This is a genomic window from Acinetobacter proteolyticus, from assembly GCF_000367945.1.
Taxonomy (GTDB): Bacteria; Pseudomonadota; Gammaproteobacteria; order Pseudomonadales; family Moraxellaceae; genus Acinetobacter; species Acinetobacter proteolyticus.
In genome coordinates, this window is record NZ_KB849179.1 from 2,651,707 (window position 1) to 2,663,581 (window position 11,875).

Consider the following 11,875-nt stretch of genomic DNA (forward strand, 5'->3'; position numbering starts at 1 on the left):
TTTTTTATTTTCAAGTTGTGCAATACAACTTGCTGCCTCCGTTAACTTGATTGGGCTTCAAGATTTAAAGTTTTTGGTATTCTCTTTGAGTGCCTGTAAGTCTTGAAAGAAAATTCACCCCTTAGGTCTTCGACCTAAATCATCGACATGGATACCAGTGTGCTACCGATTATTATCTTATTACCGCTCATACTCGGCACCACCCTTGTCTCACAATTACAGCGTATTTCGCGTGGCGTGACGGCACTTGGGGCGATTGGCATCAGCCTTAGTTGTTTTATTTTACTTTTAACTCAGGCAGAAACGGTTCTTCAGGGCAATACCCTGCAACAAAGCTGGGACTGGCTTCCACAGCTTGGAATTAATCTGAGTTTTCGCCTAGATGCATTAGGTTTATTGTTTGGTCTGCTGATTAGCGGTATCGGCACCCTGATTTATATTTATGCCTATTACTATCTCAGCCCTAAAAATTCTCTCAGTAAACTTTACCAGTTATTGATGCTGTTTATGGCAGCCATGCTGGGGATTTCTCTCTCAAATAATCTGATTATCTTATTGGTGTTCTGGGAGCTGACCAGTATCTCCTCATTCCTGCTGGTTGGTTATTGGAGTCAATACGAGGCAGCGCAACGTGGCGCCCGTATGGCTCTGACCATCACAGGCATGGGCGGTTTGGCCATGCTCGGTGGCTTTGTGCTGATCGGACAAATCACCGGCACCTACCAGATTGATGAATTGGTATTGATGAAAGATTCCATTCAGCAACATGCGCTTTTTGTTCCAGCCTTATTGCTGATCCTGTTAGGTGCATTCACCAAAAGCGCCCAGTTCCCCTTCCATTTTTGGTTACCGAATGCGATGGCAGCGCCAACCCCTGTGTCGGCCTATCTACATTCTGCAACCATGGTCAAAGCTGGGATTTTCTTGTTGGCGCGTTTAGCTCCTATTTTTATTGGTGCTGCGCTGTATCACAATATCGTGACTTTTGTCGGCCTGTTCACTTTATGTATGGCCGCAGGTTTTGCAATTTTCAAAGAAGACCTAAAAGGACTTTTGGCCTATTCAACCATTAGTCATTTAGGTTTAATCGTATGTTTACTCGGTATTGGCTCGCCATTGGCGGTGGCTGCCGCAATTTTCCACATCATCAACCATGCCACCTTTAAAGCGGCATTGTTCATGATTGCAGGGATTATTGACCACGAAACGGGTACACGTGATTTACGCAAACTCAGTGGTATTTGGCAACTGCTTCCATTTACGGGCACCCTCACCATGATCACCGCTGCCTCAATGGCGGGTGTACCATTGACCAATGGCTTTATCTCCAAAGAAATGTTCTTTACCGAGCTATTGGCTAACTTATCGGGTCCCGTGATGGTGATTTCAGCCATCGTCGCAACGCTAGCCGGTATTTTCGCAGTCAGCTATTCGATTCGCCTCGTTCATGGGGTGTTCTTCGACGGCCCAGTTGGTAAACATGTACCGAATAAAGATGCGCACGAACCACATTTCGGTATGCGCTTACCTGCCATTATTTTGGCAACCTTATGTATCTTGGTCGGTATCCTCCCTGCTCTACTGGCAGGAACAATGGTCAACAGCGTCACTCGTGCAAGTTTGGCACAGCCTGAATTTGAAGGCGTTTATCTCGCGATTTGGCATGGCATCAATGCCCCTCTGATCATGAGTTTGATTGCACTGATTGGCGGATCGATTTTGTATTTTGTATTGGCAAAAGAGGGGCGCATTCGTAAAATCGACTTAGATCCTTATCTTGGAAAATTCCAAGGCAAGATTCTGTTTGATCTATTCTTGAAAAATTTATTACTCACCAGCCGTAAGATTAAACAGAAGACCGAAAACGGTTCTTTGCAAAGCTATATCCTCTGGATTGTGTTGTTTAGCATCATCATGGTCGGCTTACCACTGTTCAACCAAGGCTTAACCACTGGCACACGTGAGCTCACCCATGCGCCTTGGGTGGCGATTGTACTCTGGCTGACCCTGTTCTCAGGTTGCTGGATGATGCTATGGTTCCATCATGAGCGTATCAAAGCCGTCCTGATCAGCGGTGCTGTTGGTTTGGTGGTCACCATGGTTTTTGTGACCCTCTCTGCACCCGACTTGGCATTGACCCAGATTACGGTTGATGTGGTCACCACTGTTTTATTACTGATGAGTTTGTCTTTACTGCCACAGCTCACCCCATATGAATCGAGCCGTTCACGTCGTTGGCGAGATGCCAGCCTTGCCATCGCAGGTGGTTTAGGTATTGGTTGGATTGCTTGGTTGCTGTTAACCCGCGATCACAATTCAATCTCATGGTTCTTTTTACAACAGGCGATTCCGTTGGGTGGTGGCTCAAACGTGGTCAATGTGATCTTGGTTGACTTCCGTGGTTTCGATACCTTCGGTGAAATTACCGTACTCGGCATTGCTGCCATTGGTGCGCTCTGTCTGATGGATGGTATGCGTGCACATGGGACTACCATGACCCAAGGTTTAACCTATCGCTTTAATCCTTCACCATTGATGTTCCGTATCACGGCGTCATGGATTTTGCCACTGGCCTTGGTGGTCAGTGTCTACATCTTCATGCGTGGGCACAATCTTCCGGGCGGCGGCTTTATTGCAGGTCTGATTACCTCAATGGCACTGATTATTCAATACATCGTATTGGGTCAAGACCAAACCGAACAGATGATCAAAGCCAAATCAGGTCGTCTCTATGAATTATGGATTGGAACAGGTTTAACCATTGCAGGTCTCACCGGTATTATCGCATGGTTCTGGGCTCGCCCCTTCCTCACCAGTGCCCATATTTATGTCGAAGCACCATTGCTTGGAAAAATGCATCTTGCCTCTGCAGTCGCATTTGATACAGGGGTCTACATTACCGTTGTAGGTGCTGCCATGTTGTTGATCTCCGTACTCGGAGACTCTCGTCACTCTAGTATGGCTGGTCCAATCCCAGGTGGAGATAAACAAAATGATTAGTATTGAATTTTTACTCGCTTCAGGGATTGGCTTACTCACCGCAACAGGCATTTATTTGATTCTGCGTGCCAGAACATTTCCAGTGGTCCTTGGTTTAGCCATGATTGGCTATGCGGTGAACTTGTTCCTGTTTGCCATGGGCCGCCTGCAAATCAATGCACCTGCGGTGTTGACTCAGGCCACCAAAGTGACCGATCCACTCCCTCAAGCATTGGTATTAACGGCGATTGTGATTGGCTTTGCCACCACAGCCTTTATCGTGCAACTTGCCTTACGTAGTCGTTATGAATCTGGTACAGATCATGTCGACTCGAAAGAAGAACCCACCTTGACTTATGACCCACGTGAGGATGAGCCATAATGTTTGATTTTTACAGTTTCTGGCACGCTCACGCTCCAATTATCAGTATCTTAATTCCAGCATTCACCAGTTTTATTCTGGTGTTATTGGGCAATCCAGGTTCAGGTTCTTTAAAGCAAGATTGGCGTCAACCTTGGCGTCGCGGAATTAGTATTGCTTCGGCAGTTTTAGGCTTAATCACGGCAATCAGTTATCTGAGTATTGCCAGCACAGGCCAAATTACGGTTTATCAGCTCAGTGAATGGTCAGCGCCATTTGGGATTGTCTTAGTCCTTGATCGCTTATCCGCTTTTATGTTGGTCCTGACCTATATGCTTGCAGTACCCGTGATTTGGTATGCCAGTGAGAACTGGGATACCCGTGGGCGCTATTTCCATACCATGGTGCATTTCCTGCTCATGGGAATCACCGGTGCATTCCTGACAGGCGACTTATTCAACTTATTCGTCTTCTTCGAAATCCTACTGATGGCTTCTTATGTGCTGTTATTGCACGGTCAAGGTCGTCCACGTTTCCAACTTGGGGTGCATTACGTCACCATTAACTTGCTAGCCTCTGCCCTGTTCCTGATTGGTCTAGGCATGATTTATGGCAGCGTCGGCAGCTTGAATATGGCTGATGTTGGCCGTCTGGTATCAAGTCTAGATGGCGATCAGCACAAGCTTGCTGTTGCAGGTGGACTACTGCTGTTTGTGGTGTTTGGTATTAAAGCTGCGATGTTGCCTGTCGGCTTCTGGTTGCCGAAAACCTATGCAGTTGCAAGCACACCTGTCGCTGCGATTTTTACCATTATGACCAAAGTGGGGATTTATGCCATTTTACGTGTCAATGGTACAGTCTTTGATGATGCTATGGCACAGAGCATTTTCAAGAATTGCTTGTTGATCATTGGCTTGGTGACTTCCCTTTACGGTGTGATTGGTGCAATTGGCGCTGAACGCTTACGCCGTTTTGTTGGCTTCATGGTGTTGTCATCGATTGGTACATTGCTGATTTCAATTGCCATGTTCAATACACAGGCATGGGCCGCAGCACTGTATTATTTAGTTCACAGTACCTTGATCGCAGCAGCTTTCTACTTATTCTGTGGTTGGATGACCTCGCAACGTGGCGCTTTTAAAGATCATTTAAAAGTTGCACCACGAATCAAACAGGAAAAAGCGGCTGCTTTTACTTACTTTACCATCGCCTTGATGATGGCAGGTTTACCACCATTCAGCGGCTTCCTAGGTAAAGTTTTCATCTTACAAGCCACTGCTGAGACACCGTATCAAGGCTGGATCATCGCAGTAATCCTGATTGTGAGCTTGCTCAGCATTATCGCCATGACACGCGTTGGCTTTATTCTGTTCTGGCGTGCAACACCACCTGAAGAAGATCAGAAAGAAGCGGCTTATGCTGAGTATCAAGCCCTACCTGAGCTTGCACCGAAGCGGAATGATACTGCGATCTATATTTTACTTGGCGCATTAATGCTTTATGTGGTTTGTGCAGCGCCGATTCAGAACTATACGCTTGCAACAGCACAGCAAATTCAGAATCACGCGCTGTATAACCAGACTATACTGAAACATGATGCACAAGGTCGCCCAATCAGCGTACAGCCTTATGATCCAAGCTATTTACCTGAAACCAAATATGGCGGTGAGGTTGAAGATCCGAATGCCTTGCTGATTCCAGACATTATTTCAAAGCCAACCCTACAAGGCGAACATATTTCTGAATATAAGCAGCGTCAAATTGCGGAGCAAGTCCTAGAAGCGCCGACCATTCCGAATAGCACACAGTTAAAGCCAATGGAGGATCACTGATGCAAAAATTTTCTTTGCTTGAGCGTTGGTTTCCACATCCATTTGTGTCGGTGCTGATTTTCTTGAGCTGGTTGATGCTGGCGCATAGTCTGGATCTGACCGATATTTTAATGGCATTGATTCTAGCTGTTGCGATTGCACGGCTGGTCAGTCCATTTATTGCCAGAACGCCGCATATTCATTGGCTTCCTGCGATTAAACTGGTCTTTGTAGTGCTGTGGGATATTGTGATTTCCAACTTCCGTGTTGCCAAAATGGTGCTTGGTCCAATGGATCAATTACACCCTAAATGGTATCGGGTTCCGCTGGAAACTGAGCACGAGCAAGTGAATACTTTACTCGCGATGATTATCACCACTACGCCTGGTACAGTTTCAGCCGGAATCGATCAGGAACGTGGGGATATTCTGGTGCATGCACTCAGTTCAGATAACACCGAACTGGATATTCAAGACATTAAAAAACGCTATGAAAGGCCTTTAATCGAAATCTTTGATGTCAAGATTACAGAAGGAGCAAATAAATGACCATTTTGCCTTATGCATTGGGTATCGGTTTAATTGCCATTACCATCTCTATGTTTCTGTGCTTGATTCGCCTGATTGCAGGCCCTTCAGTGATTGATCGACTCTTGGCACTCGATACTCTATTCTTAAATGCCACCTGTCTGATCGTGGTCTTAGGTATTTATTGGGTCAGCACCAATCTATTCGAAGGTGCGCTCTTGGTTGCAATGCTCGGCTTTGTTTCTACTGCCGCACTTGCTCGTTACTTCACTACAGGTCATGTAATTGATTAAGGAGCAATGCCATGCAACTGATTCTTGAGATTGTGGTTTCATTTTTTGTGGTGTTTGGTGCGTTCTTTATGCTGATCGGTTCGATTGGCATGATCCGTCTACCTGACTTATTTATGCGCCTGCATGCACCAACCAAATCCAGTACCTTGGGCCTCGGTAGCTTCCTGATCGCAGCGATGATTTTCGCAGCGATGCATGGTCGTTTTGGTTTTGCTGAGTTACTGATTACCTTATTTGCCTTTATCACTGCACCAGTATCGGCAAATTTGATGGCACAAGCAGCCATCCACTTACGCTTACGCTCAACCAGTGGTGATGTACCAGAAGCTTTAAATCGTCCACTACCTTGGCAACGTTACCGTCGCAATCCGTTGAAAAAAGATTAATTTAGAGCCAGCAATAAAAAAGCCACCCGAAGGTGGCTTTTTTATGTGTACTTACTTTTGTTCGTCTTGCTCTTGTTCAGGTAAATCCTTCACAGCTTCAGCAATCAGACCAAACATATAATTACCGTAGGCATTGGTTTTGTCATAGTGGAAGCGTAAACGAGGCGTCACGCGAGTTTTAATGCGACGACTCAATTCATGGCGCAAGAAACCAGATGCTTTATTCAATACATCTAAAGTTTCTTTATTCGCAACTTCACTTTGATCATCACCGAGTTCACGCCCCATTACCGTGACATAAACTTCGGCATAACCCATATCTGCACTGACTTTCACGGCTGAAATGGTCACCAGACCACCCAGACGTGGATCTTTAAGCTCCTGACGGATAAGCTCAGACAACTCACGTTGTACTGAATCCGCCATGCGCTTTAAGCGTTGGCTACCCGCCATTAAAGACTCCGTTTAATCAATTGAACATCATACACTTCGATCTTATCTTGTGCTTTGATGTCTTTATAGCCTTTGACTGCAAGACCACATTCCATGCCGGCACGAACTTCTTCAACCACTTCTTTATAGCGACGAAGAGATTCAAGCTCGCCTTGGAACACAACCACGTCATCACGTAATACGCGAATTGGCTTGTTACGGTGTAATACACCTTCAAGAACCATACAGCCCGCTGCCGCACCAAACTTGCTTGAGTGGAACACTTCACGCACTTCAGCAACACCCAAGATGGTCTCACGGTGTTCAGGTGCAAGCTTACCGCTCATTGCCGCTTTAACATCATCAATCAATTGATAAATAATGCTGTAGTAACGAATATCGATACCATCTTGGTCCGCTTTTTGACGCGCACTATTGTCAGCACGTACGTTAAAGCCTAGCAACACCGCTTCTGACGATTCAGCCAAAGTCACATCTGACTCAGTGATCGCACCGACACCAGAACCGATAACACGGACTTTAACTTCGTCAGTCGCAAGTTCATCAAGTGCAACATGCAATGCTTCTAAAGTACCGCGTACGTCAGTTTTGAGTACCACGTTCACTGTAGGAACATCTTTCTTGCCCATTGATGCCATGATGTTTTCAAGACGCATCGAGCTTGCACGCTCAAGACGTTTTTGACGTTCGCGATCTGCACGAGCATCAGCAACTTCACGCGCTTTCTTCTCATCGTTCACTACAAGAACTTCGTCACCCGCCATTGGTGCTTCTGGTAAACCTAAGATTTCAACTGGAATTGATGGACCAGCAGAAGTAATACGTTGACCATTTTCATCCGACATCGCACGAACACGACCATAAGATGAACCAGCAAGAACCAAGTCACCAATGTTCAAGGTACCGTTTTGTACCAGAATCGAGGTCACTGCACCGCGACCTTTGTCAACACGTGCTTCAATGACCACACCTTGCGCCGCGCCTTCTGCTGAAGCTTTAAGCTCCATCAACTCAGCTTGGATCAAGATCAAATCAAGTAAACCGTCAATACCTGCACCAGAATGTGCTGATACTTTGGCAATTGGCACATCACCGCCCCACTCTTCAGGTACGATCCCTTTGGTGGTCAATTCGTTTAATACACGGTCTACGTCAGCTGACTCTTTGTCCATCTTGTTGATGGCAACAATGATCGGCGTACCCGCAGCACGTGCATGGTCAATTGCTTCTGCAGTTTGTGGCATGACACCATCATCAGCTGCAACAACTAGGACCACGATATCAGTCGCTTTCGCACCACGTGCACGCATAGAAGTAAACGCTGCGTGTCCCGGTGTATCTAGGAACGTAATAATCCCTTTCTCAGTTTCAACGTGGTAAGCACCGATATGCTGAGTAATACCACCCGCTTCACCCGCAGCCACTTTAGAGCGACGGATACGATCCAGTAATGACGTTTTACCATGGTCAACATGACCCATGATCGTGACAACTGGTGGACGAGTGGTTTGCTCACCACGTGCTTCTTCAGCAGCAACCAATAAGTTATCTTCTGCTTGCGTATCTGAAACTAAAACAGGGTTATGGCCCAATTCTTCAACCACAAGAACAGCAGTATCTTGATCAATGGCTTGGTTCTGAGTTACAAGCTCACCCATTTTCATGAGGGTCTTGATGACTTCACGAACTTTAACTGCCATTTTTTGTGCTAGATCAGCAACGATGATTTTTTCACCGATCTCAACATCATAAATTTGCTTTTTAACTGGTTTTTCAAAACCATGTTTATTCGCTTGGCTGGTTTTTAAACCGCGCTTATGATGGCTTTTGCTGAAGCTTTGTTCTGCTTGCGCATCACCACCACGACCGCCTTTTTTACCAGCACGTGGGTTTGCTGTTGCACCACCACGTTTGATTTCACGGTCTTCCTTGTTAAAGGAATCTTCATACGCTTGGCCAACAAGACCAGCGGCTAAAGGGGAATCATCAATCACGCGAATGGTTGTCGTCGCATCATCACTTGAATATTTTGATGCCATTTTACGCATTTGTTCAAGCGTACGTTGCTGCGCCTCTTCAGCCGCCTTACGACGTACTGCTTCTTCAGTCGCTTTCAACTGAGCAGTTTGCTCTTCACGTGCACGCTTTTGTTCTGGTGTTTCTGTTGGACGAATAACTGGGGCTTTAATGACCTTGTCGCTATTACGTTTTTTCACCACAACTGCTGCTTTTGCAGGTGCTTGACCTGAACTATCAGAAGTATGCGCAGCACGCATCGCCTCTAAAGTTGCATTGGCTTTTTGTTCTGCACTGTGACGAGCTTTTTGATCTGCTTCATCACGTACTTTTTGTTCAGCACGGACTTTTGCATCAGCTTCTACACGCGCTTTTGCTTCTGCTGCAAGTAACTCTGGATTTGGCTTAGCAAAAACTTGTTTCTTGCGAACTTCAACATTAATGCTTTTCGCTTTACCTGAAGTACTTGTTACTTTAGCAGTACTCGTTGTTTTACGTTTCAACGCAATCTTTCCTGTGTTACCACTTTCCTGACCATGTACTTTTTTCAAGTGATTGACTAAAGTATCTTGCTGTTCAGTGGTAATAATGTCATCTGCTTTACGCTGTGGTAGACCTGCTTCGCGAACCTGCTCTAGGAGTTTCTCTACAGGACGTTCTACGCTGAGCGCTAACTCTTGAATCGACTTGTCCGTCATCTATTATCTCCTAGTTAAACCATGATTCACGTGCTTTCATAATTAACTGACCCGCTTTGTCATGACCTAAACCTTCGATATCAGAGATATCATCAGTTGCTTGGTCCGCCAAATCATCAACAGTAACCACACCACGCGCCGCCAATGCATACGCAATCTCAGTCGTCATACCTTCCATACCGAGAAGTTCTGCACTTGGCTCTTGAATATTTTCTTGCTGTTTCAATGCATCTGTTAAAGCAGCTTCTTTCGCACGACTTTGAAGCAATTCAACTAAATCTGCTTCAAGCTCGATTTCGTCAAATGTTTCAGCAGGTACATACGCAATCTCTTCTAACGAAGTGAAGCCCATTTCGACTAAAGCCATTGCCAAGTCTTCTTCAATATCAAGACGTGTAATAAACATGTCTAAATACTGTTGCGCTTCATTTTGCTGACGAGCACGATACTCTTCTTCTAACATCATGTCGAGTTTATAACCCGTCAATTCCGATGCTAAACGAACATTTTGCCCTTGCGAACCAATCGCACGTGCTAATTGATCATTGGTTGCGAAAATGATATCTGCACTGCGTGCATCTTCATCTAACACAATACCTGATACATCAGCTGGCTCTAATGCGCTTGCAATATATTGTGCTGGATCATCAGACCACACCACGACATCAATACGCTCACCGTTCAACTCTTGCTGTACTGCTTGGATACGTGTACCACGCATACCAATACATGCACCCACAGGGTCAATACGATGGTCATTGGTTTTCACTGCAATTTTAGCACGAACACCCGGTTGACGAGCAGCTGCTTTAATTTCGATGATTTCTTCAGAAATTTCTGGAATTTCTTTTTTCATCAATGCAATTAACATCTCAGGACGGGCACGTGACAATAATAATTGTGCACCACGACCTTCACGGTTGACATTATACAAGATTGCATTGATACGCTGTTTAGGGCGTAAAATTTCTTTATGAATGGTTTCTTCACGTGCTAAATACGCTTCAGCGTTGTCGCCTAGATCAATGATAAAGCCATCTTTAGTTTGCTTTTTCACTTCACCGTAAATCAACTCACCCACTTTAGATTCATAAGCATCGGCAACAAGTGCGCGCTCTGCTTCACGGATCTTTTGTACGATCACTTGTTTTGCGATTTGTGCAGCGATACGGCCGAATTCGATCGACTCGACTTCCAACTCACGCACATCACCAATTGACCATTGTGATGGATCTACATCAGAAATTGCATCTTGACATGCCGGCATTTCATGATCTTCATCCGCAACCACAGTCCACTGACGGAACGTACGGTAATCACCTGTTTTACGATCAATCTCAACACGAAGTTGAGCTTCTTCTGAACGGGTACCTTCGTAAAACTTTTTCTTCGTTGCCGCAACCAGTGCTTGCTCTAACGCTTGGAAGATCGCTTCACGACTAACACCTTTTTCATTACTAACCGTTTCTGCAACGGTAAGAATTTCGCGGCCCATAAGTCACCTACCGATTTCTTATAAAATTAAGTTAATATTAGTCTTGATAGATTAAATTTGCTTTATCAATATTATTACTATCAATTTCAAGCACATGATTACCTTCAACTTCGACCTGAATTAGTTCGTTCTCTAAGTCTACAGAAACCAGCTTGGCTTGGAATTTACGACGGTTCTCGACAGCAGCAATTAATCGTAAAGCCACTTGATGCCCAATGTAGGCAGGCAGTTGATTCAATTGGAAAAATGGACGATCCCAACCCGGCGAAGACACTTCTAAAGCATATTCACCTGAAATTGGATCATGAACATCAAGCATTGCACCCACCTGTTGTGTCACAAGAACACAATCTTGAACGCCAATACCACGCCCGAGTTCAACTTCACCATCTTCATTTAAGACAGGTTCAGCATTCTCATCTATCGCCTTATCAATATAAATGCGCAATAGAGAACGTTTACCTTGTGGCAGGAATTCAATCCCCCACAGATCTACACCACACGCAGCCACAGCTGGGGCGATTAGATCATGCAATGCTTGAGATTTATTTGATAATTTCATTTACTCTCGTCGCTCTTATACGAGCCAATCAATCTTAACCGTATAGTGAAGCACGACTATTTGACCAATTGATGTCGAACAACTACACGATAGCTAAACAACCAATAAAAAAGGGCGTAAATCGCCCCTATGTTACACAGAAAAGCAATGCCCACTGTGCAAAAAGGCCCACCTTATTGTGAGCCTCTTTTTAGAAACTTGGTAGCGGGAGCTGGATTTGAACCAACGACCTTCGGGTTATGAGCCCGACGAGCTACCAGACTGCTCCATCCCGCATCAACGTGCAAAAATTAT

The 11,875-nt window shown here is 45.2% G+C and carries 10 protein-coding genes and 1 tRNA gene; 6 read left to right on the forward strand and 5 right to left on the reverse strand.

The window, feature by feature from the left end:
* Window positions 1-147 precede the first annotated feature (147 nt).
* Genes F993_RS04770 through F993_RS04745 form a run of 6 tightly spaced genes read left to right on the forward strand, consistent with a single transcriptional unit; the run spans window position 148 to window position 6,357 of the window.
* Window positions 148-3,000 carry a monovalent cation/H+ antiporter subunit A gene (locus F993_RS04770; protein ID WP_004656198.1) on the forward strand — a complete coding sequence of 951 codons (2,853 nt, stop codon included), beginning with the start codon at window positions 148-150 and terminating at the stop codon, window positions 2,998-3,000.
* Window positions 2,993-3,361 carry a Na+/H+ antiporter subunit C gene (locus tag F993_RS04765; protein ID WP_004656199.1) on the forward strand — a complete coding sequence of 123 codons (369 nt, stop codon included), beginning with the start codon at window positions 2,993-2,995 and terminating at the stop codon, window positions 3,359-3,361. The genes F993_RS04770 and F993_RS04765 overlap by 8 nt, the downstream gene beginning before the upstream one ends.
* Window positions 3,361-5,172, forward strand: coding sequence for a monovalent cation/H+ antiporter subunit D (locus tag F993_RS04760; protein WP_004656201.1), 1,812 nt, complete (start codon window positions 3,361-3,363; stop codon window positions 5,170-5,172). Before F993_RS04765 ends, F993_RS04760 begins: the two co-directional genes overlap by 1 nt.
* Window positions 5,172-5,699, forward strand: a complete 528-nt coding sequence (locus tag F993_RS04755; protein WP_004656202.1) for a Na+/H+ antiporter subunit E — start codon at window positions 5,172-5,174, stop codon at window positions 5,697-5,699. Before F993_RS04760 ends, F993_RS04755 begins: the two co-directional genes overlap by 1 nt.
* Entirely contained in the window at window positions 5,696-5,971 is a 276-nt protein-coding gene (locus tag F993_RS04750; protein ID WP_004656203.1) for a monovalent cation/H+ antiporter subunit F, read from the forward strand. The genes F993_RS04755 and F993_RS04750 overlap by 4 nt, the downstream gene beginning before the upstream one ends.
* Window positions 5,972-5,982: 11 nt before the next feature.
* A complete protein-coding gene (locus tag F993_RS04745; protein WP_004656204.1) occupies window positions 5,983-6,357 on the forward strand; it encodes a Na+/H+ antiporter subunit G in 375 nt (124 codons plus the stop codon).
* 51 nt (window positions 6,358-6,408) lie between these two features.
* On the opposite strand, the gene F993_RS04740 is transcribed toward F993_RS04745, so the two are convergent.
* The 5 genes from F993_RS04740 to F993_RS04720 form a co-directional block, all read right to left on the reverse strand.
* The gene (locus F993_RS04740) at window positions 6,409-6,810 is read right to left on the reverse strand and encodes a ribosome-binding factor A (RefSeq protein ID WP_004656205.1); all 402 of its coding nucleotides are present in this window, start codon (window positions 6,808-6,810) and stop codon (window positions 6,409-6,411) included.
* Window positions 6,810-9,524: a translation initiation factor IF-2 gene (gene infB / locus F993_RS04735; protein ID WP_004656208.1), complete on the reverse strand. Its 2,715-nt coding sequence runs from the start codon at window positions 9,522-9,524 to the stop codon at window positions 6,810-6,812. The genes F993_RS04740 and infB overlap by 1 nt, the downstream gene beginning before the upstream one ends.
* Window positions 9,525-9,534: 10 nt before the next feature.
* On the reverse strand, window positions 9,535-11,019 hold the full coding sequence (nusA, locus tag F993_RS04730) for a transcription termination factor NusA (RefSeq protein WP_004656210.1): 1,485 nt from the start codon (window positions 11,017-11,019) through the stop codon (window positions 9,535-9,537).
* 37 nt (window positions 11,020-11,056) lie between these two features.
* Complete coding sequence (gene rimP, locus F993_RS04725; protein WP_004656212.1) at window positions 11,057-11,581, reverse strand: ribosome maturation factor RimP; 525 nt, start codon at window positions 11,579-11,581, stop codon at window positions 11,057-11,059.
* A gap of 199 nt (window positions 11,582-11,780) precedes the next feature.
* Window positions 11,781-11,857, reverse strand: a tRNA-Met gene (locus F993_RS04720).
* Window positions 11,858-11,875 lie beyond the last annotated feature (18 nt).

Bases quoted from the DNA above. Each gene is read 5' to 3' on its own strand.
- F993_RS04750 (WP_004656203.1), top strand. From the start codon at position 5,696: ATGACCATTTTGCCTTATGCATTGGGTATCGGTTTAATTGCCATTACC.
- F993_RS04755 (WP_004656202.1), top strand. From the start codon at position 5,172: ATGCAAAAATTTTCTTTGCTTGAGCGTTGGTTTCCACATCCATTTGTG.
- F993_RS04765 (WP_004656199.1), top strand. From the start codon at position 2,993: ATGATTAGTATTGAATTTTTACTCGCTTCAGGGATTGGCTTACTCACC.
- nusA (WP_004656210.1), bottom strand. From the start codon at position 11,019: ATGGGCCGCGAAATTCTTACCGTTGCAGAAACGGTTAGTAATGAAAAA.
- F993_RS04760 (WP_004656201.1), top strand. From the start codon at position 3,361: ATGTTTGATTTTTACAGTTTCTGGCACGCTCACGCTCCAATTATCAGT.
- infB (WP_004656208.1), bottom strand. From the start codon at position 9,524: ATGACGGACAAGTCGATTCAAGAGTTAGCGCTCAGCGTAGAACGTCCT.
- rimP (WP_004656212.1), bottom strand. From the start codon at position 11,581: ATGAAATTATCAAATAAATCTCAAGCATTGCATGATCTAATCGCCCCA.
- F993_RS04770 (WP_004656198.1), top strand. From the start codon at position 148: ATGGATACCAGTGTGCTACCGATTATTATCTTATTACCGCTCATACTC.
- F993_RS04745 (WP_004656204.1), top strand. From the start codon at position 5,983: ATGCAACTGATTCTTGAGATTGTGGTTTCATTTTTTGTGGTGTTTGGT.
- F993_RS04740 (WP_004656205.1), bottom strand. From the start codon at position 6,810: ATGGCGGGTAGCCAACGCTTAAAGCGCATGGCGGATTCAGTACAACGT.